A 19,464-nucleotide genomic window follows, 5' to 3' on the forward strand; every position below is an offset into this window, starting at 1 on the left:
TTAGTGCCGGTGATAGCCATCGACCATGCTTTTAAAGGTTTCGTGTGGCGTACGCCCCGTGGTGCAAAGATAAAGATGACCGAAGATAAAAAAGAGGCTTATAAATGCCAGAGCAAAATGCGCCTGCAATAACCAGTATCTTACGCCAGGAAACACATCTCCCACGGCTTGCGGATAGAGACACAGCAGCCCCGTCAATAGTAACAACGGCAGCAATCCATACATGACACCAACATAGGCAACCTGCTGTAAGGGATTAAATTTAGACTGGGTTGTTGCCGGGAAAGGATGTTCTTCCCCCTGCATAATGCCAAACAAATAGAATCGCGTTTGTTTTGCCGCTCGCTCCAGCCACCCCTGACGACGAATGCGATAGTGGTGACCATTACCCCCAACGGCATTGATCAGAACAAAGCCGAGCCAGCATGCCAGTAACAAAAATCCGCAAACTTCATGCACCGCAACCAGACTTTTAACCGTAGTTGCGCCCACCAGCGCAAAGTGATTTATCAGCCCACTTGCCAGCAACAATACAAAGAGTAACGCATTCGACCAGTGCCATAATCTGACCGCTTTGCTGTAAAGATAAACCTTCTCACCATGGTCGTTGGCTGATTTCTTCACGCCACGAGCACGAAGCAAGGCATGCAGCCCCAGCACCAACCACATCCCTACCAGCAATAGTCCGGCAATGATCAACCACACCGGCCAAAATTGGGGAGTGAACAGTGGCACATAGTTCGCCAACTGGCTCTGAAACTGTTCAGCATGTTGCGACGGGTTCATACATTTTCCTTTTTAATCAAATGTTGACCGAACCGGCGATACAGGTGCGGTTTCCCGGCACCAGGTAGCTGATATTGATAGTATTTATTTTCCTGCAACCACGCCTGAATTTCTGGGCTATCTTCGCGACCAAAGATCAATGCGTGTTCCGGACAGGCGCTGACGCAAATGGGCGGAAAGCCTTTTGCCAGTCGGGACTCAGCGCAGAAATCACATTTATCTGCCACTTTAGTGACAGGGTTAAGGTAGCGAACCTGGTAAGGACAAGCGCCAATGCAATAACTGCAGCCGATGCACTGCGATTTTTCTACCCGCACGATCCCCTGCTCATCACGCCACGACGCCCCTGTCGGGCAAACGTCGATGCAAGGAGCATCTTCACAGTGCTGGCATGACTGGCGAAAAAAGTGATACTGCGTTTCGTTGTCGTTATCGGTGACTGGAATGTGTGCTATCGATAAACGGCTTCCCTGAGCGGGGACGTGGTTAGTTTTACGGCATGCGCGGGCGCAAATATTACAGCCATTGCACCGTGACTCGTCATGAATCATGGCATACCGAACTTTCTTTTCTTGCATCGTGTTCGCTAACAGAGAAGACGCAGAACCAGTAAAAAAGATTACTGTTCCCATCCCCAGAACAAATTTGCGTCGAGTGAAGGACATCTGATTATCCCCTAATGCAGTGGCTGCTACTGTCCACCCTATCCATGACATCTCCCTGAAATTTCAGGGGTTCTGAAACTGCTCTACCTCGAACCATTCGCATAAGCCATACGCCTTGCCATAGGTCATAAATCGCTCGCTAAACAAGTACAACACCGCCGTCGATGACTCCACCTGCCGTATATCAGCATATTCAGGTGCAATATCCATCGCGGCGATCGCGGCTTCGATCTGCGCTTCCTGGAAGTAATATGGCGCTTGCATCAGCATGGCGACTTTGTAAGGACGAGGATACGTCTGGCACTCAAAACGAACGGCGTGTGCAATGGCGCGACAAATGTCCTGCTCCACAACTTGCAAAGACATCGCCGCGTAGTTTTCACTCATGGCCTGCGTTGAGTAATAGTAATCATCCTGGCTTCCCGTCATACACGCGATATCCGCGTGGTCTCCGTTCTGCTTAATGTTTTCCAGCAAAACTGACAGTTCCTCTTCTGCAACCGAATAGGGCGGCGAGAGAAACACGGCGCGCGCCACCAGCTGCCCAGCCGCAGAATGCTGACGAATGAACTCTGCCAGGATTTCAGCAGGTTCTGGTTCGGTTACCGTATCAACGGGGTGACGCATCCCCTGCAACCATTGCCGCTTCGCCTCATCAACTTCGCTGACTTTCGCTAACGGCAATTCATCCTGATGGTTCATCTCACCCATTCCTTACGCAGGCAGTAGATTGTGTGCTGCCAGATCGGCGGCAATATCTTCCAGCCCCAGACGCTGCAATGTTTTGCGGGTCGGACAACCAAGCTGTGGGTCCCAGCCCATTTCTTTGTAGAACATCGTGAGCGAAGCATGCATATCGTCACGGTCCATTTTGTCTGTACCTTCAGTAAAGACCGGGATCTGCGGATCCTTGTCGAATACCCAGGAACAGATAAGATCGTGTTCATTACGCATATCTTTAGTTTGCATCAGTTTTACCGTGTAGGCGCGATGCAACGTAAAGATACGCTCTGCAGCTAAATCTAATTTTTCCTGAGTCATATCTTCGCCAGTGATCGCTTTGAAGAATTTGGCTTCAAGCGCCAGATCGCCCCGATAATTACGGCTTTTCAGCGGCGAAACGGTCATTGGCCAGACCCAGTTGCACAGGGTGACGGCGTTATGCAAACAGACCCGCAACAGCGACCACTTAGCATATTTAATTTTTGCGTCATTGATTGGCGTGTAGTTTTTGGTTTCATCGTAAGCATCTTCAGAACCAAAAAGTTCTTTCGCCACTTCACGTTGCAGTTTCAATGGCAAGCCGGAACCAATAAAATTGATATGGGTATGCGTCATGCAGTCACGGTTGAACATACAGTTAACAATGGAACCGACTTGCGCTGACGCTTCATTGGCATGGTGAACCGGATAGCCAAACGGCGACCAGAGTTTATTTTTCGCGTAGCCCCAGTACTCTTCACCCAAATTCCAGCGTTCTGCGATGGCATATGAACCATCAGCCAGGTGACTCAACTCACCCACGCGATGCGCCAGACGGTAGTAAAAATCTTTAATAAAGTTAACGTCACCCGCTTCCAGTTGATCCCAGCGAATTTCCGCATACTCTTCAGCAGGCAGAACACGCTTGAACACACCTTTGCTGTAACAATAAGTAAAGTCGCGATGCAACTGCCCGTAGTTACACCATAGGCCGTAGTCATCGAACAAATTCAGACCAACCAGGTTACCAATCACACGACCATCGTCTTTATCTTCAAAATCTTTCGGCCCGTTCGGGAAGATGGTGGTATGGACAAAGTTTGCTACACAAGTGTTACCACCTGTGCTGGGCACGCCAAACTCTTTCACCCGAGGAATATTCATTTGGGTCATACAACGGATCGGGCAAGAGTGGCAGCCACTCATTTTTACTGTGTATTTCTCTGCCGCCGGACCTAAGTCAAAAACGGATTTATAGGTACGAAAGCCGACCGTGTTCTGATTGCCTGGCGGAATTTCCCCCGTTTCAATCGGACCACCTTCAGCCGCGCCCCAAAACAGCCCTTTACGTGCTGTCCAACGTGACTTGGGATCTGAATACTCTGCCCACGATTGCGGCGTACTTGGCACGACATGGTTGTTATTCGCACCGATAAGTTCAGTCATCATGTAATCGTTGAGACGCTTCATCTCCTGACGATCGGCAATGTTGACCCCTTTCGTCCCTTCAACCGCAATCGCTTTCAGGTTTTTCGAACCCATTATTGCGCCAGTTCCCGCACCGCCGCTGTGGTTACGGCTATTCAACATGCCAGAGAGAGGAACAAGGTTTTCCCCAGCCTGACCAATAGCCGCCACACAGGTTTCAGGGCTGGTCAATCGACAAATCTCTTCCGTCGTTGCGCGCGTCCCTTTTCCCCATAATAAATCGGCTTTTTCCAGGCTAACTTTGTCATCTTTAATATTCAGCCATACCGGTGATTTCGCTTTCCCTTCGATAATAATGACGTCGTATCCAGCGAATTTCATTTGCGCTGCAAAAAAGCCCCCCATATGGGCATCGACGACTAAATTTCCTTTGGTAAAAGTAGAAAGTGAGGTGATATTTACGCGAGAACTACAGGGGGCACCAGATCCAGTTAATGGGCCGGTAGCAAAGACTAATTTATTCGCTTCATCGAAAGGTTTCGTGCCTGGCGGTACTTCGTCATACATAATTTTGTAGCCGAAGCCCATGCCACCGACAAAACTTTTAAACTTACTGGAATCTTCGAGGGTAATATTTCCTGTCGTGAGATTGACTCTTAATATATTACCTGTCCAACCGTTAGCCATGATTTTTTCCTTTGCAAGATTCACACAGTAATATCTTTCCACTCGATAATTTTTAACGCCCCTGTTGGGCAGGCGTTTGCGCATTCACCGCATAACACACATTTCGAGGATTTTTTACTTTCGGTATTTACGGTGGCCATCATCCACGGGCATGCCGTAGTACAGGCGCTACAGCCAATACAACGTTTATGATCGACGGTAATACAGCCTTCTTTCTGCTGCCAGGTAATCGCACCAATCGGGCAGACGTTCATGCATTGCGGCTCTTTGCATTGACGGCAGGTATCCGCGGTATAGTTGAGATCGCCATACAGGCCACCGCCAGAGCCAACCCCGTTGTCGCCAAAGAAATAATTGCGATGGATTTTGATACGGGAGAAGAATGTCCCTACTGAGCCATCGTTCAAGTTGGTACAAGAGATTTCACAGCGGTGGCAACCCGTGCATCGCGCACGTTGGGTCACCAGCACCCCTTTGGGTGTATTTATCAACCCTACTGTGCCGCTATCAATATCTTCCTGTTTGCAACCCAAAAGTGACAGTAAAGCAGGGGCAATTGTTAAACCAGCAAGGCCTTTTCCTGATATACGCAAGAATTCTAATCGCGTTAAGCCAATATTTAATAGTGGACGATCAACCGGGGTCATTTATTTCGCATCCTCTTCGCAAACACAGTGCTGACAATTCAGCAGCCTGATATTAGGCACTCAACTAATACGCTGCTGACGCTGTCCTCAACACCAGATATTTTCCCTAACCCGATAGTGTATGAGAAAAGATTTAACGCTGATAAACTAATCCTTTATGGTTAGGAGAAAAAATAATGTGATTATTCTGGGCTCTTAACATTGATCGTTATCAATTAAAATCACAAAGCAAGAAATTATAAGTGAACTGATATTTATTATCATTTGAAATAAATTTAACTTAACCGACAATTATTTGTGAAGTTCATCGCAGAAAATAAAAATAACTTTATCGCTATAAATTAAAATATACACCGAAATTCGTATAATTTCAGCAGTTGTTATTTAGAATGATTAACTGGACCGCAACTGAACTAACAATATCAGGATGAAGCTTACCGCCTCATCCTGAATGGTCATTTTACCAGTGCGTTAATGACTGTTTCCATCGCCTGCTTTTCCAGCTCACTGCGCTGAATGCGTTTATTGGCTAATGCTGTACGTAATACGCCTGCGATAACAATATGCTTTGGTTCCTGCCCCAGATCGCGCATTTCCAGCACAACTTTACCGACAACTCTGCACATTTCTCGGTACAGTTCATCCTCTTTTGTCCGGTTTCCCATTCTTTATACCTATTTATCATGCCAACTATCAGCATATATCAATCTAACCAATTAAACAAAAATCAAACAAAATCAGACAAATAACGTGATAAATTATTTTAACTGTAGCAATTGAGCGATGATGTATTTATACACCGGATGAACTTTCACTTATCCTCACACTGACAACCCCGGCACCAGACGTTGCGCAAACAGTGAAGTTTTTGCGTAACCTTTTCCCTGGAACGTTAAATCTTTGATAACAATTTATTGTCTAACAAGTTGTATATTTTTTGAAACGCTGTTTTTGTTTTCCTTTTGGATTAATTTCAGCGTATAATGCGCGCCAATTGACTCTTGAATGGTTTCAGCACTTTGGACTGTAGAACTCAACGACTCAAAAACAGGCACTCACGTTGGGCTGAGACACAAGCACACATTCCTCTGCACGCTTTTTCGATGTCACCTATCCTTAGAGCGAGGCACCACCACTTTCGTAATACCGGATTCGCTTTCCGGCAGTGCGCCCAGAAAGCAAGTTTCTCCCATCCTTCTCAACTTAAAGACTAAGACTGTCATGAAAAAGACCAAAATTGTTTGCACCATCGGACCGAAAACCGAATCTGAAGAGATGTTAGCTAAAATGCTGGACGCTGGCATGAACGTTATGCGTCTGAACTTCTCTCATGGTGACTATGCAGAACACGGTCAGCGCATTCAGAATCTGCGCAACGTGATGAGCAAAACTGGTAAAACCGCCGCTATCCTGCTTGATACCAAAGGTCCGGAAATCCGCACCATGAAACTGGAAGGCGGTAACGACGTTTCTCTGAAAGCGGGTCAGACCTTTACTTTCACTACTGATAAATCTGTTATCGGCAACAGCGAAATGGTTGCGGTAACGTATGAAGGTTTCACTACTGACCTGTCTGTTGGCAACACCGTACTGGTTGACGACGGTCTGATCGGTATGGAAGTTACCGCTATTGAAGGTAACAAAGTTATCTGTAAAGTGCTGAACAACGGCGACCTGGGCGAAAACAAAGGTGTGAACCTGCCTGGCGTTTCCATTGCCCTGCCAGCACTGGCTGAAAAAGACAAACAGGACCTGATCTTTGGTTGCGAACAAGGCGTAGACTTTGTTGCTGCTTCCTTTATTCGTAAGCGTTCTGACGTTATCGAAATCCGTGAGCACCTGAAAGCGCACGGCGGCGAAAACATCCACATCATCTCCAAAATCGAAAACCAGGAAGGCCTCAACAACTTCGACGAAATCCTCGAAGCCTCTGACGGCATCATGGTTGCGCGTGGCGACCTGGGTGTAGAAATCCCGGTAGAAGAAGTTATCTTCGCCCAGAAGATGATGATCGAAAAATGTATCCGTGCACGTAAAGTTGTTATCACTGCGACCCAGATGCTGGATTCCATGATCAAAAACCCACGCCCGACTCGCGCAGAAGCCGGTGACGTTGCAAACGCCATCCTCGACGGTACTGACGCAGTGATGCTGTCTGGTGAATCCGCAAAAGGTAAATACCCGCTGGAAGCGGTTTCTATCATGGCGACCATCTGCGAACGTACAGACCGCGTGATGAACAGCCGTCTCGAGTTCAACAATGACAACCGTAAACTGCGTATTACCGAAGCGGTATGCCGTGGTGCCGTTGAAACTGCTGAAAAACTGGATGCTCCACTGATCGTGGTTGCTACTCAGGGCGGTAAATCTGCTCGCGCAGTACGTAAATACTTCCCGGATGCCACCATCCTGGCACTGACCACCAACGAAAAAACAGCTCACCAGTTAGTACTGAGCAAAGGCGTTGTGCCGCAGCTGGTTAAAGAGATCACTTCTACTGATGACTTCTACCGTCTGGGTAAAGAACTGGCTCTGCAGAGCGGTCTGGCACACAAAGGTGATGTCGTAGTTATGGTTTCTGGTGCACTGGTACCGAGCGGCACTACTAACACCGCATCTGTTCACGTCCTGTAATATTGCTTTTGTGAATTAATTTGTATATCGAAGCGCCCTGATGGGCGCTTTTTTTATTTAATCGATAACCAGAAGCAATAAAAAATCAAATCGGATTTCACTATATAATCTCACTTTATCTAAGATGAATCCGATGGAAGCATCCTGTTTTCTCTCAATTTTTTTATCTAAAACCCAGCGTTCGATGCTTCTTTGAGCGAACGATCAAAAATAAGTGCCTTCCCATCAAAAAAATATTCTCAACATAAAAAACTTTGTGTAATACTTGTAACGCTACATGGAGATTAACTCAATCTAGAGGGTATTAATAATGAAAGCTACTAAACTGGTACTGGGCGCGGTAATCCTGGGTTCTACTCTGCTGGCAGGTTGCTCCAGCAACGCTAAAATCGATCAGCTGTCTTCTGACGTTCAGACTCTGAACGCTAAAGTTGACCAGCTGAGCAACGACGTGAACGCAATGCGTTCCGACGTTCAGGCTGCTAAAGATGACGCAGCTCGTGCTAACCAGCGTCTGGACAACATGGCTACTAAATACCGCAAGTAATAGTACCTGTGAAGTGAAAAATGGCGCACATTGTGCGCCATTTTTTTGCCTGCTATTTACCGCTACTGCGTCGCGCGTAACACATTCCCTTGCTCTGGTTCCCCATTCTGCGCTGACTCTACTGAAGGCGCATTGCTGGCTGCGGGAGTTGCTCCACTGCTCACCGCAACCGGATACCCTGCCCGACGATACAACGCTTTATCGACTAACTTCTGATCTACAGCCTTATTGTCTTTAAATTGCGTAAAGCCTGCTGGCAGCGTGTACGGCATTGTCTGAACGTTCTGCTGTTCTTCTGCCGATAGTGGTCGATGTACTTCAACATAACGCATCCCGTTAGGTTCCACGGAATATTTCACCGGTTCGTTGATCACTTTCACCGGTGTTCCCGTCCGCACGCTGGAGAATAAAGCTTTAATATCCGGTGCATTCATGCGAATACAGCCCGAACTGACGCGCAAACCGACGCTGTCCGGCGCACTGGTGCCATGAATGAGGTATTCGCCATTACCATGCGCGAGGCGCAGTGCGTAACGTCCTAGTGGGTTATTGGGCCCGGCAGGAACGACTGGTGGTAATTTAATGCCACGCTCCAGCGAACGTTGACGAATGCCCGCCGTAGGCGTCCAGGTTGGGTTAGGGATTTTCTGCCCCACACGCGTTTCCATCACCGGCGTTTCCAGCCCCTGCAAACCAATACCTATCGGATAAACCTGCACGATATTTTCTCCCGGCGGATAATAATAAAGGCGCAGCTCTGCAAGGTTTACAATAATCCCCTGACGCGGCGCATCAGGTAATAATAGTTGTGAAGGAATAGTTATCGTCGTACCGGGTTTTGGCACCGGGGCGATAGTGTTATTGGCTTCAAGGATCAACATTGCCGCAGTATCAAAACGTCGGGCGATGGCCTGAAGGTTTTTATCCCCTTCTTGCACCGTATACGTTTGATTTTGCCCAACCAGTCGACTGCCGGTTGGTGGTAGCGGATAATCAACCGCCCAGGCAGCCTGGATGGCGCTAAAAGCGCCGATAAGCGTGAGTGTAAGCAAAGACGCGCGTTTCATTGTAAACCTCCTGTATTTGCCGGAGACTCACGCTGAAACGTCGGATGGCGCTTATGTTCACCTGAAACCAAAACACTCCTGTGCAGGCCAGTGTAAACATTGACCACCCGGCAATGTGAGCCAACCGGATGAAAGCTGTCCCTTTAGTTTAGCTAAGTGCAGCGGCTTTGGCGCGAATTGCGCGAATCATCGCTTCCAGACCTTGTGAGCGTGATGGGGTGAGATGTTGGGTGAGCGCCATTTTTTCAAACCACGGGCGCACATCGAAATTGACAATATCCTGCGGCGTCATTTGATCGTAAAGAATAAAGACGACCGCAATAAGCCCTTTCACAATCGCCGCATCGCTGTCGCCCTGTAATTCAATAATTCCCTGGGCATTCTGACGCATCACAATCCACACCTGACTTTGGCAACCCTGAATGCTATTTTGTGGGCTTCGGTCTTCGTCGCGTAATTCTGGCAGACGCTGGCCCAGCTCAATAATGTAGAGATATTTCTCTTCCCAGTTGGCGCAGCGTAAAAAATTACGCAGCAATTTTTCTTTATCCGGCAATAAAGCCATAGTGCCTCCCTGTTATCCCAGCAGACGGTGAATACGTTGCAGGCCGGTCACCAGACGATCCACTTCTTCATGGGTGTTATACATGGCCAGCGATGCCCGACACATCGCAGGGACGTTGTAATAGGCCATTAATGGCATTGCGCAGTGATGTCCGGTACGCACAGCAATGCCGTAATTATCGAGAAAACTGCCAACATCATAGGCGTGGTGTTTACCGAGATTAAAAGCAATAACGCCAAGCCTGTTTTGTGGGCCATAGAGAGTGAGATCCGGTACAGATTCCAACTGTGATAACGCGTAATGCATCAGATTCTGTTCATACTCGGCTATGTTATTAAGCCCCAGCGCCGAAACATACTCCAGCGCCGCGCCAAGACCAATGATGCCTCCGGTATTGGGTGTACCGGCTTCAAACCGCCATGGTGCTTTGGTCCAGGTAGTGCCTTCACTCAGGCTGACGGTGGCGATCATAGAACCGCCCCCTTCCCACGGCGGCATCTCCTGCAACAAGGCTTCTTTGACATAAAGAATGCCAATTCCGGTAGGGCCATACAGTTTATGCCCGGAGAACACGTAAAAATCGCAATCCAGCGCCTGAACATCCACCGGATGATGCATCACCGCCTGAGCGCCATCCACCAGCACTTTTGCGCCATGTTGATGCGCAAGTGTGATCATCTCCGCCAGCGGATTTTCTGTCCCAAGCACGTTGGAGACATGAGTAATTGCCAGCAGACGAGTTTTCTCATCAAACAGCGTAGGCAGCGTCTCCAGTTGCAGAGTACCGTCGGGGTTGAGCGGGATCACACGCAGCTCTGCGCCAACGCGTGCGCAAAGCATCTGCCAGGGGACAATGTTAGCGTGGTGCTCCATCTGACTGATGATGATGTTATCGCCCGCCCGCACATTGCTGTTACCCCAGCTATTGGCGACCAGATTGATCCCTTCCGTCGTGCCGCGGACGAACACCAGCTCTTCCGCCGAACGGGCATTAATAAACAGCGATGCCCGCTTGCGCACGTTCTCCATTTTCTCGGTCGCCTGGGCGCTTAAGGTATGAATACCGCGATGCACCGCCGCGTAGCCATGACGATAAAACTCGGCCTCGGCGTCAATCACCTGGCTCGGTTTCTGTGCACTGGCGGCGCTGTCGAGATAAGCCAGCGGCAAACCGTTTACCTCACGAGAAAGCACCGGAAAGTCGGCCCGCACTTTGTCGACGGAAAAAGTCATCTTGCACCTCCTGGCAGTCGTTGACCGATTCGGGCCAGCACCTGCTGTTTAAGCCCCTCATCACGCAGTGCTTCCGTCAGTTCAGCAGCAAAGGCGTAAATGATCATCTGCTGGGCATCTTGCTGATTGATCCCGCGCGAGCGCAGATAAAACATCTGTTCGTCATCAATACGCCCCACCGTCGCGCCGTGGCTGCATTTCACATCATCTGCATAGATTTCCAGCTGCGGTTTCGTATCCACTTCCGCCAGTTTGCCCATCAGCAGATTATTGTTGGTCATCTGACCATCCGTTTTGATGGCGTGCTGCGCGACGTTGATCAAACCGTTAAATACCGCGCGGCCTTTGTCGCTGACGATAGTTTTGTGCAACTGTCGGCTGTTACAAAAACCTTTATTGTGTTCCAACCAGGTACGAGTATCACACACCTCGTTTTTCACCGGCATCGCCAGGCTATTGATCCGCAGCGTGCTGTTTTCGCCATTGAGTTGCGTACTGGTGTTGTGTCGTAATACTGCGCCACCCAGCAGGAAACTGTGGCTAAATGCGGTGGCATCGTCAGCCAGCAACAAATCGTTATGAGCAAAGTGGTGACTGAGCGGGTTTTCAAACGCCAGCTTGATATGCTGCAAATGGGCGTTCGCTGCGACGTTGATAGTGAACCGTGCGCCGGTGAAGTGACGAGCATCATTAAGGCTGACAAAATGTTCGATCACCGTTGCTTCGGCACCTTCCGCCAGATCCAGATGATGCCGGTAATGGGCAGTATTCACCTCTTCACCTGCCACGCCCTGGGTGATATGCATTAACAGCAATGGCTTTGCCGGCCGTTGACCGCGCTTCACGGCGATATGCGTCACGCTTTGTGCCAGGCTTTCCGTCAAATGCAGAAACACTTCCGCCTGAATAGCATCGGGTAACCCCTGACGGTCGTCGTTAATGCTCACTTCATATCCGCTGCCTTCAGTTGCATCGCTCAGTGCGGGCACGTAACGTCCATCGACAAACACCAGCCGCACGGCGTCTAATGTTAACGCTAAGGCATCACGCTGCTGTGGGGATATCTCCCCCGCAATGCTGACAAACTGGCTATTGGTCAGCCCGTCCAGCGGCGTATATTTCCAGTTTTCATGTTTACGTGTCGGCAGTCCGGTACGCAGCAATTGTTGTAAATGCTGCTGTGCTTGCGGGGAGCGTTTCGCCCCTTCAGCTTCAAACAAATGATGCCACTGTTGCAGTGCGTTACTGCTGTTCGGTAAGCCAGCCATAACCCTGCTCCTCCAGTTGTTTGACCAACGTGAAATCGCCGGATTTCACAATTCGTCCCTGATACAGCACATGGACGTAATCAGGCTTGATGTAGTCGAGAATGCGTTGGTAGTGCGTAACAATGATGAATGAACGCTTGCCGTCACGCAGCGAGTTCACGCCATCGGCAACCACTTTTAATGCGTCAATATCCAGCCCGGAGTCTGACTCATCAAGAATGCATAACTCCGGTTCCAGCACCGCCATTTGCAAAATATCGTTGCGCTTTTTCTCGCCGCCGGAAAAACCAACGTTTACCGAACGGGTTAATAAATCTTCCGGCATCTTCAGGAGAGCGATTTTCTCTTCCATCAAATCCTGAAAATCAAAGCGGTCGAGCGTTTCCTGGCCGCGATAGCTGCGCACCGCATTAAGTGCCGTTTGCAGGAAAAACTGGTTACTGACGCCGGGAATTTCCACCGGATACTGGAAGGCCATAAAGATGCCTTCACCTGCACGATCTTCCGGCGACAGCGCAAGCAAATCTTTGCCTTTAAACTCAACCGTGCCGCTCGTCACTTCATAATCTTCTCGCCCGGCAAGCGTTGCCGATAAGGTACTTTTGCCCGAACCATTGGGCCCCATAATGGCGTGAACTTCGCCGGGACGAACGTCGAGGCTTAATCCACGCAGGATAGCTTTATCTTCCACGCTGACGTGTAAATCTTTAATACTTAACATGTTTATTCCTTATCCGACGCTGTGTTCAAGACTGATGGCGAGGAGTTTTTGTGCTTCAACGGCAAATTCCAGCGGCAGTTCCGAGAACACGTCTTTGCAAAAACCGTTAACAATCATCGAGATGGCATCTTCTTCGCTGATCCCGCGTTGCAGGCAGTAAAACAGTTGATCTTCACCAATACGTGATGTCGTTGCCTCGTGCTCCAGCTGAGCGCTGTTATTGCGACATTCGACATACGGGAAGGTATGCGCCCCACAATTAGCGCCAATCAGCATTGAATCGCACTGAGTGAAATTGCGCGCATTGGTTGCCGTCGGCATGATTTTCACTAAGCCGCGATAACTGTTCTGACTATGTCCGGCAGAGATCCCTTTCGAGATAATGGTCGATTTGGTGTTTTTACCGATGTGGATCATCTTGGTGCCGGTATCCGCTTGCTGATGACCGCTGGTCAGCGCCACTGAGTAAAACTCACCAATGGAGTTATCGCCGCGCAAAATGCAGCTGGGATATTTCCACGTAATCGCTGACCCGGTTTCTGATTGCGTCCATGACATTTTGCTGTTTTCGCCTTCGCACAAAGCACGCTTGGTGACGAAGTTGAGAATACCGCCGGTGTTGTTATCGCCAGGGAACCAGTTTTGTACCGTGGAATATTTCACCTCGGCGTTTTTATGGATGATGACTTCCACCACCGCCGCGTGTAACTGATAGCTGTCACGCACCGGAGCGGAACAGCCTTCAATGTAGCTGACATAGCTGTCTTCGTCGGCCACCAGAATGGTGCGCTCAAACTGCCCGGTTTTTTCCGCGTTAATGCGAAAATAGGTGGAAAGTTCCATCGGGCAACGCACGCCTTTAGGCACATAAATAAACGTACCGTCAGAGGCTACCGCCGCATTAAGTGCGGCAAAGAAGTTGTCATTCCCCGGCACCACGGTGCCGAGATATTTACGCACCAGTTCCGGGTGATCGTGGATCGCCTCGCCAAAGGAACAAAAAATAATTCCCTGCTCCGCCAGTTTTTCGCGATAAGTAGTGGCAACCGAAACAGAGTCGAAAATGGCATCCACTGCCACCTCTTTGCCTTCCCGCACGGGAACGCCCAACTGCTCAAACGCCGCCTCCACCTCTTTACTTAAAAAGGCGTTCGCGCCAGTTTGCTGCACCGCGCCGGGTTCAGACGCGCAGTTGTCGTCACAATTACCGCACGATGGTGCCGAGTAGTAGCTGTAATCCTGATAATTCAGCTTGTCGTAGTGCGCTTTCAACCAGTGCGGTTCTTCCATCTCCAGCCATGCGTGATAGGCGTTGAGACGAAACTCCAGCATCCACTCCGGCTCATTACGCTTCGCCGAAATTGCGCGCACCACCTCTTCGTTTATCCCCTTTGCCAGCTCATCGGTGGCTAACTGGGTGAAGAATCCTTCTTTATAATTCAGCGGGCCGCCGGTCCAGGTTTTGACATCGTCAGTTGCTTCAGTATTACGAGACATAGTACCGCCTATACCCCAAAGCTTTCGCCACAGCCACATTCATTCTGGGCTTTAGGGTTGTGAAATTTGAATATCTGATTAAGTCCTTCACGAACGAAATCGACTTCCGTGCCATCAATAAACGGCATCGCTTGCAGCGGGACAAACAGCTTCGCGCCGTCGTGTTCAAACAGCAGATCGTCTTTGTCCGGCTCGCTAACACTGTCGAGCACATAGCCAAAGCCCGCGCAGCCCGTTTGCTTCACGCCTAAGCGCACGCCGACCATACCCGGCTGCTTTGCCACCAGCTCGCGGATGTGGACAGCGGCTGCGGGTGTCAGCGTTAAGCCCTGCCAGGCGAAATCCTGTGGATTAAAGGTTCCTGAATGCATGTCCATCGATTTACCTCACTTCATCGCTTTCAGCGTAAAACAGCATGTTAGTGATAATGATTATCAGTTCAACCCAGCAAACGCAGGGGCTTTACCGTAAAACATGCTTTTTTCCTGCTTTTAATAAGCATAGACCCTGATGTGTGGGTTAACAGGCACGCTAAGAATTAGGTATCTCATTGTTAGATAATGATTATTATCTAAGGAGCATTAAGGCTGTGATGAAAAAGAAAAAGTTGTATTGAAAATGACTATTTAAGAGATAGGTAAAAAAGTGCAGCGTTCAGAAATAAGAAAACCCTTAAGTCTGTGCGACACAGCCTTAAGGGTTTCTACCCCATCCGGCGCTTATCTCCGGCACTCTCAGTGGCTTAGCTCTTGAAGGGGCGATAAGAATAATCTCATAAAGCTAACCCGCCGTTTTAACACAAACTGCGATTAGTATTATTTTTGAACAATATCAGGCGGATAGATAAGCAGTATTAAGAAGGTCATCGAACCTGGACGGAGGTTAATCCAGGTCGATTTGGCAAAATTGCGGCATTAAGTCAGGATCAATGCACGCCCAGACGCCAGGCAAAGTAGATTTCTTCTTTTAATTCAGCAGAAGAGAGAGTAAGCAGGTCAGCAAATTCAAGTTCTAGTTGTTTCAGACGTTTGAGATATTGGGCAGGTGAAAGATTGCTCTGGTCACGGCGTAAAAATTCAATGGCCAGCTGGGTGGGATCAAGTTGAGTAGACATAGCATCCTCGCTTTTAGACAAGACCTGCACAGTATACCACCGTTTACTGTGCAGATAATGACCAAAAGCAATATGCGTCACACTTTTCTGGTGACAACGTCACAAAATGGCGGTCGTTAATCGTGACGAACAGCACAAACGCCCTTTCTCATCGAAGATTTCAATCTGCCAGACCTGGTGACGCGAACCGAGATGCAACGGTTTGCATACGCCGCGCACCCGCCCTTCTCGTGCCGAGCGGACGTGGTTAGCATTGATTTCCAGACCAACCACCTTTTGCTCACCTTCGGTACATAAATAACCGGCAACGGAACCGATACTTTCGGCCAGTACCACGGATGCCCCTCCATGCAGCAACCCGAAAGGCTGCTTTGTCCGCGAGTCTACTGGCATTGTCGCTTCAAGGGTGTCATCACCAATATGTTCAAAGCGAATATCCAGCAACCCCACCATGTTTCCTTCACCCATGGCATTCAGTGCTTCCAGGGTGATTTTTCGTTTCCATATCATTTAATAATCTCCAGTAAAGCCTGCACAGGATGGCGTACCCCCGTGCCTTCGACCCGTTTTACCTGGCTACGGCAGGAATATCCGGTCGCCAGACAGCGATTACGCGGCAGTCGCTGCATCGCCTGATGCCAGGATAACTCATAGATCCCGAGCGAATTTTTATGGTTTTTCGCTTCATGTCCGTAAGTCCCTGCCATGCCGCAGCACCCCACGCTGACATTTTCCAGTTTCGCGCCAAAACGGGCAAATATCGCAGCCCATTGTGCTGGCGCGCCCGGCAAAGCGGTAACTTCGGTACAGTGACCAAAGAAATACCATGATTCACCGCTGACTGTAGCCACTGGCTGTGAGTCAAGTGCGCTTGCCAGCCATTCATTCGCCAGTAAGACGTTAAACTCGCCACGCTCCTCGCCCAGAGCCAGTTTATATTCATCGCGATAACAAAGTACCAGCGCCGGATCGACGCCCACCATTGGCATCCCCAGCTTCGCCACACGGTTGAGGAAATCCGCCGTCTTTTTCGCCGTCTTCGCAAAACGATTAAGAAAGCCTTTGATATGCTGGGCTTTGCCATTTGGCGAAAATGGCAGTAGCACAGGCTGGAAACCTAATTTTTCGACCAGACGGACAAAATCCGCCACCACTTGCGCATCGTAATAGCTGGTAAAGGGGTCTTGCACCACCAACACCGTGCGCGCTTTCTGCTCTGCATTGAGAGCTTCAAGCTGTTCCAGCGTCATATTCGCCGAGCGATGCCCCACCATTTGTTGTTGTAGCGAGGGGACTGACAGCAGTGGCAAATCAACCATGCCGATATGTTTTTCCGAGAGTTTGCGCACCAGCGGCTGGTTAATGAAGAAGTTAAAGGTTTTCGGCGCGCGTGCCATCAGCGGTGCGTAGCTCTCGACCGTAGCAACGAGGTGGTCGCGAAGCGGGCGTAAATAACGGGTGTGATAGAGCTGCAGAAAACGAGAGCGAAACTCCGGCACATCAATTTTGATGGGGCACTGGGTCGAACACGCTTTACAGGCCAGACAGCCCGACATCGCCTCTTTGACTTCGTGTGAGAAGTCATATTCGCCTTTATTCGCATGCCAGCTATTGCGCGTGCGGGCAATTAACGTCCGCAAACTGACGCCGGATTCAGGCAGTTCTTGTTCCAGTTTGAGTGGGTCAACGCCGCGATCTGCCAACAAACGCAGCCACTCACGCACCAGCGTTGCGCGTCCTTTCGGTGAATGAATCCGGTTCTGGGTAATCTTCATCGACGGGCACATCGGACTGCGGGCATCAAAGTTGAAGCATAAACCGTTACCGTTACACTCCATCGCACCGCGCCACTGCTGGCGTACCGCAATGGGGATCTGCCGGTCGAATGTACCGCGCTTCACCGCGTCCACTTTCATCATCGGTGCATCGAGACCTTCTGGCGGGCAAATCTTCCCTGGGTTGAGTCGGTTATGCGGGTCAAATGCCGCTTTCACTTTACGCAGTTCTGCAAAAAGTTCCTCACCGAAAAACGCCGGGCTGTATTCGGCACGAAAACCTTTGCCGTGTTCGCCCCACAACAAACCACCGTATTTCGCGGTAAGCGCCACTACATCATCAGAGATTTGCTTCATCAAAATCTCTTGTTGCGGATCGCACATATCCAGTGCCGGACGGACGTGCAAGACACCTGCATCGACGTGACCAAACATACCGTAGCTTAAGCCGTGGCTGTCGAGCAGCGCGCGAAATTCAGCAATATAATCGGCCAGATGTTCCGGCGGTACGCAGGTATCCTCAGCAAACGGAATTGGCTTAGCGGCACCTTTGGCATTGCCAAGCAGGCCGACAGCTTTTTTGCGCATCGCATAAATACGCTCAACACCTGCCAGCTCACTGCATACCTGCCAGCCGATCACACCTGCTTGCTGACTGGCGATAAGTTCATCCAGCCGCGCACAGAGTGCATTTACTCGCTCATCAATCAGCGTCTCATCATCACCAGCAAATTCCACAATGTTCAGCCCGAGCATCTCTTTGTCTGGCACATCGGTAATCAACTCGCTGACGGAATGCCAGACAATATCTTCCCGCGCCAGATTCAGCACTTTTGAGTCCACCGTCTCTACCGAAAGCGCCCGCGCCTCAACCATAAACGGCGCGTTACGCAGTGCGGAGTCAAAAGAGTCATATTTGACGTTCACCAGACGGCGCACTTTAGGCAAGCGCGTAATATCCAGTCGCGCTTCGGTAATAAAGGCCAGCGTCCCTTCTGAACCCGTCAGAATGCGCGTCAGGTCGAACTCGGTCATCTCATCGTTAAAGACATGACGCAGATCGTAACCGGTAAGAAAGCGGTTAAGCTTGGGGAAGTTGTCGATGATTAACTGGCGTTGCTGACGGCAACGTTGATAAACCGTGTTATAAATTCGCCCGATTGTGGTATTGGATTTACCCAGCGTTTCCGCCAGTTCGACGGGTAAAGGTTGCGTATCGAGAATATCGCCCCCCAACAACACCGCGCGTACGCCAAGTACGTGATCTGACGTTTTGCCATAGACCAGCGATCCCTGACCGGATGCATCGGTATTGATCATCCCACCGAGCGTTGCCCGGTTGCTGGTCGAAAGTTCCGGCGCAAAAAAGTAGCCGAACGGTTTCAGGTACTGATTGAGTTGATCTTTTATCACCCCGGCCTCAACGCGCACCCAGCCCTCTTCAGGGTTAATTTCGATGATGCGGTTCATATGGCGGGACATATCAACAATAATCCCCTGGTTGAGCGCCTGACCGTTAGTGCCGGTGCCGCCGCCGCGGGGGGTAAAGATCAGCGATGAATAGCGTTCCTGCGCGGCAAGACGGGCTATAAGCGCCACATCTGCGGTTGAACGCGGAAATACCACCGCATCGGGGAGAAGTTGGTAAATACTGTTGTCGGTCGACATTGTCAGACGATCGGCATAACTTGTCGCCGTATCGCCGGTAAAACCTTGTTGCTCCAGCTCTTGCAAAAAATTAAGCACCAGTTGAACGACGCCGGGTGCCTGGGAAATCTGTGGAATCATTATATTGACCCTTTCCTGCGGTCTGTGATGTAGGTCGATACACTGTTCTTTCAGGCGGCTGCAATAGCGCACTGAAAGGTGATGTTTGTTTACTCTATGGATTTCGTGTTGCAGGAAGGCGGCAAGCGAGTGAACTCCAGGAGCTTACAACAGTAAGTAACTGGGGTGAACGAACGTAGCCGCAGCATATGCAACTTGAAATACGACGAGTAAATCGTTTGCGTGTTGCCTGAGTTGTTGTACCACATTTTTTTCTAACACGCCCATCAGAATTAAGGGCAGAATCGGCCTGTTAAAAACCGCTGAAATTGCTCATCATTATGCAGGTGAGTTTCGCGTG

19 protein-coding genes are annotated in these 19,464 nt (G+C 49.7%); 3 read left to right on the forward strand and 16 right to left on the reverse strand.

Annotated elements, in window-relative coordinates; all coding sequences use genetic code 11:
• The 6 genes from phsC to fumD all read right to left on the reverse strand — a co-directional run bounded on the left by phsC (position 1) and on the right by fumD (position 5,580).
• Positions 1 to 786, reverse strand: a complete 786-nt coding sequence (gene phsC / locus ACJHWT_RS06055; protein WP_001069962.1) for a thiosulfate reductase cytochrome B subunit — start codon at positions 784 to 786, stop codon at positions 1 to 3.
• On the reverse strand, positions 783 to 1,451 hold the full coding sequence (locus ACJHWT_RS06060; RefSeq protein WP_001317862.1) for a 4Fe-4S dicluster domain-containing protein: 669 nt from the start codon (positions 1,449 to 1,451) through the stop codon (positions 783 to 785). Before ACJHWT_RS06060 ends, phsC begins: the two co-directional genes overlap by 4 nt.
• A gap of 63 nt (positions 1,452 to 1,514) precedes the next feature.
• Positions 1,515 to 2,153: a YdhW family putative oxidoreductase system protein gene (locus tag ACJHWT_RS06065; RefSeq protein WP_001563425.1), complete on the reverse strand. Its 639-nt coding sequence runs from the start codon at positions 2,151 to 2,153 to the stop codon at positions 1,515 to 1,517.
• Between the two features lie 12 nt (positions 2,154 to 2,165).
• Positions 2,166 to 4,268, reverse strand: a complete 2,103-nt coding sequence (locus tag ACJHWT_RS06070) for an aldehyde ferredoxin oxidoreductase (protein WP_001273564.1) — start codon at positions 4,266 to 4,268, stop codon at positions 2,166 to 2,168.
• Between the two features lie 20 nt (positions 4,269 to 4,288).
• On the reverse strand, positions 4,289 to 4,915 hold the full coding sequence (locus tag ACJHWT_RS06075; protein ID WP_001695795.1) for a ferredoxin-like protein: 627 nt from the start codon (positions 4,913 to 4,915) through the stop codon (positions 4,289 to 4,291).
• A 455-nt stretch (positions 4,916 to 5,370) separates the two neighbouring features.
• Entirely contained in the window at positions 5,371 to 5,580 is a 210-nt protein-coding gene (gene fumD / locus ACJHWT_RS06080) for a fumarate hydratase FumD (protein ID WP_000528342.1), read from the reverse strand.
• Positions 5,581 to 5,934: 354 nt separating this feature from the next.
• Here fumD and ACJHWT_RS06085 point away from each other — a divergent pair, with 354 nt between their 5' ends.
• The 3 genes from ACJHWT_RS06085 to lpp all read left to right on the forward strand — a co-directional run bounded on the left by ACJHWT_RS06085 (position 5,935) and on the right by lpp (position 8,096).
• Positions 5,935 to 6,129: a protein YnhH gene (locus ACJHWT_RS06085; RefSeq protein WP_240806354.1), complete on the forward strand. Its 195-nt coding sequence runs from the start codon at positions 5,935 to 5,937 to the stop codon at positions 6,127 to 6,129.
• A gap of 7 nt (positions 6,130 to 6,136) precedes the next feature.
• Positions 6,137 to 7,549, forward strand: coding sequence for a pyruvate kinase PykF (pykF, locus tag ACJHWT_RS06090; protein ID WP_001295403.1), 1,413 nt, complete (start codon positions 6,137 to 6,139; stop codon positions 7,547 to 7,549).
• Positions 7,550 to 7,859: 310 nt separating this feature from the next.
• Positions 7,860 to 8,096, forward strand: coding sequence for a murein lipoprotein Lpp (gene lpp, locus ACJHWT_RS06095; protein WP_000648420.1), 237 nt, complete (start codon positions 7,860 to 7,862; stop codon positions 8,094 to 8,096).
• Positions 8,097 to 8,158: 62 nt separating this feature from the next.
• Here the strand turns inward: lpp and ldtE are convergent, their stop codons facing one another.
• From ldtE to ACJHWT_RS06145, 10 genes are all read right to left on the reverse strand, one after another.
• On the reverse strand, positions 8,159 to 9,163 hold the full coding sequence (ldtE, locus tag ACJHWT_RS06100; RefSeq protein ID WP_000817096.1) for a L,D-transpeptidase LdtE: 1,005 nt from the start codon (positions 9,161 to 9,163) through the stop codon (positions 8,159 to 8,161).
• Positions 9,164 to 9,311: 148 nt separating this feature from the next.
• Entirely contained in the window at positions 9,312 to 9,728 is a 417-nt protein-coding gene (sufE, locus tag ACJHWT_RS06105; protein WP_001196530.1) for a cysteine desulfuration protein SufE, read from the reverse strand.
• A 12-nt stretch (positions 9,729 to 9,740) separates the two neighbouring features.
• Positions 9,741 to 10,961: a cysteine desulfurase SufS gene (gene sufS, locus ACJHWT_RS06110; protein ID WP_000144575.1), complete on the reverse strand. Its 1,221-nt coding sequence runs from the start codon at positions 10,959 to 10,961 to the stop codon at positions 9,741 to 9,743.
• Positions 10,958 to 12,229 (reverse strand): Fe-S cluster assembly protein SufD, encoded by a 1,272-nt coding sequence (sufD, locus tag ACJHWT_RS06115; RefSeq protein ID WP_000907963.1) that lies wholly within the window; start codon positions 12,227 to 12,229, stop codon positions 10,958 to 10,960. The genes sufS and sufD overlap by 4 nt, the downstream gene beginning before the upstream one ends.
• Positions 12,204 to 12,950: a Fe-S cluster assembly ATPase SufC gene (gene sufC / locus ACJHWT_RS06120; protein ID WP_000948882.1), complete on the reverse strand. Its 747-nt coding sequence runs from the start codon at positions 12,948 to 12,950 to the stop codon at positions 12,204 to 12,206. Before sufC ends, sufD begins: the two co-directional genes overlap by 26 nt.
• Before the next feature lie 9 nt (positions 12,951 to 12,959).
• Positions 12,960 to 14,447 carry a Fe-S cluster assembly protein SufB gene (gene sufB / locus ACJHWT_RS06125; protein ID WP_001304330.1) on the reverse strand — a complete coding sequence of 496 codons (1,488 nt, stop codon included), beginning with the start codon at positions 14,445 to 14,447 and terminating at the stop codon, positions 12,960 to 12,962.
• Between the two features lie 8 nt (positions 14,448 to 14,455).
• Positions 14,456 to 14,824, reverse strand: a complete 369-nt coding sequence (gene sufA / locus ACJHWT_RS06130) for a Fe-S cluster assembly scaffold SufA (RefSeq protein WP_000367171.1) — start codon at positions 14,822 to 14,824, stop codon at positions 14,456 to 14,458.
• A gap of 548 nt (positions 14,825 to 15,372) precedes the next feature.
• Complete coding sequence (locus tag ACJHWT_RS06135) at positions 15,373 to 15,561, reverse strand: YdiH family protein (protein WP_001296104.1); 189 nt, start codon at positions 15,559 to 15,561, stop codon at positions 15,373 to 15,375.
• 99 nt (positions 15,562 to 15,660) lie between these two features.
• Positions 15,661 to 16,071 carry a 1,4-dihydroxy-2-naphthoyl-CoA hydrolase gene (gene menI, locus ACJHWT_RS06140; protein WP_000637986.1) on the reverse strand — a complete coding sequence of 137 codons (411 nt, stop codon included), beginning with the start codon at positions 16,069 to 16,071 and terminating at the stop codon, positions 15,661 to 15,663.
• Positions 16,068 to 19,124 carry an FAD-binding and (Fe-S)-binding domain-containing protein gene (locus ACJHWT_RS06145; protein WP_000613002.1) on the reverse strand — a complete coding sequence of 1,019 codons (3,057 nt, stop codon included), beginning with the start codon at positions 19,122 to 19,124 and terminating at the stop codon, positions 16,068 to 16,070. Before ACJHWT_RS06145 ends, menI begins: the two co-directional genes overlap by 4 nt.
• Positions 19,125 to 19,464: the final 340 nt, after the last annotated feature.

It is taken from the genome of Escherichia sp. WS338, assembly GCF_046486405.1.
Taxonomy (GTDB): domain Bacteria; phylum Pseudomonadota; class Gammaproteobacteria; order Enterobacterales; family Enterobacteriaceae; genus Escherichia; species Escherichia coli.

What these genes read in the sequence shown, in the direction of transcription:
- phsC (WP_001069962.1), bottom strand. Translation starts at nt 786, where the DNA reads ATGAACCCGTCGCAACATGCTGAACAGTTTCAGAGCCAGTTGGCGAAC.
- ACJHWT_RS06060 (WP_001317862.1), bottom strand. Translation starts at nt 1,451, where the DNA reads ATGTCCTTCACTCGACGCAAATTTGTTCTGGGGATGGGAACAGTAATC.
- ACJHWT_RS06065 (WP_001563425.1), bottom strand. Translation starts at nt 2,153, where the DNA reads ATGAACCATCAGGATGAATTGCCGTTAGCGAAAGTCAGCGAAGTTGAT.
- ACJHWT_RS06070 (WP_001273564.1), bottom strand. Translation starts at nt 4,268, where the DNA reads ATGGCTAACGGTTGGACAGGTAATATATTAAGAGTCAATCTCACGACA.
- ACJHWT_RS06075 (WP_001695795.1), bottom strand. Translation starts at nt 4,915, where the DNA reads ATGACCCCGGTTGATCGTCCACTATTAAATATTGGCTTAACGCGATTA.
- fumD (WP_000528342.1), bottom strand. Translation starts at nt 5,580, where the DNA reads ATGGGAAACCGGACAAAAGAGGATGAACTGTACCGAGAAATGTGCAGA.
- pykF (WP_001295403.1), top strand. Translation starts at nt 6,137, where the DNA reads ATGAAAAAGACCAAAATTGTTTGCACCATCGGACCGAAAACCGAATCT.
- lpp (WP_000648420.1), top strand. Translation starts at nt 7,860, where the DNA reads ATGAAAGCTACTAAACTGGTACTGGGCGCGGTAATCCTGGGTTCTACT.
- ldtE (WP_000817096.1), bottom strand. Translation starts at nt 9,163, where the DNA reads ATGAAACGCGCGTCTTTGCTTACACTCACGCTTATCGGCGCTTTTAGC.
- sufE (WP_001196530.1), bottom strand. Translation starts at nt 9,728, where the DNA reads ATGGCTTTATTGCCGGATAAAGAAAAATTGCTGCGTAATTTTTTACGC.
- sufS (WP_000144575.1), bottom strand. Translation starts at nt 10,961, where the DNA reads ATGACTTTTTCCGTCGACAAAGTGCGGGCCGACTTTCCGGTGCTTTCT.
- sufD (WP_000907963.1), bottom strand. Translation starts at nt 12,229, where the DNA reads ATGGCTGGCTTACCGAACAGCAGTAACGCACTGCAACAGTGGCATCAT.
- sufC (WP_000948882.1), bottom strand. Translation starts at nt 12,950, where the DNA reads ATGTTAAGTATTAAAGATTTACACGTCAGCGTGGAAGATAAAGCTATC.
- sufB (WP_001304330.1), bottom strand. Translation starts at nt 14,447, where the DNA reads ATGTCTCGTAATACTGAAGCAACTGACGATGTCAAAACCTGGACCGGC.
- sufA (WP_000367171.1), bottom strand. Translation starts at nt 14,824, where the DNA reads ATGGACATGCATTCAGGAACCTTTAATCCACAGGATTTCGCCTGGCAG.
- ACJHWT_RS06135 (WP_001296104.1), bottom strand. Translation starts at nt 15,561, where the DNA reads ATGTCTACTCAACTTGATCCCACCCAGCTGGCCATTGAATTTTTACGC.
- menI (WP_000637986.1), bottom strand. Translation starts at nt 16,071, where the DNA reads ATGATATGGAAACGAAAAATCACCCTGGAAGCACTGAATGCCATGGGT.
- ACJHWT_RS06145 (WP_000613002.1), bottom strand. Translation starts at nt 19,124, where the DNA reads ATGATTCCACAGATTTCCCAGGCACCCGGCGTCGTTCAACTGGTGCTT.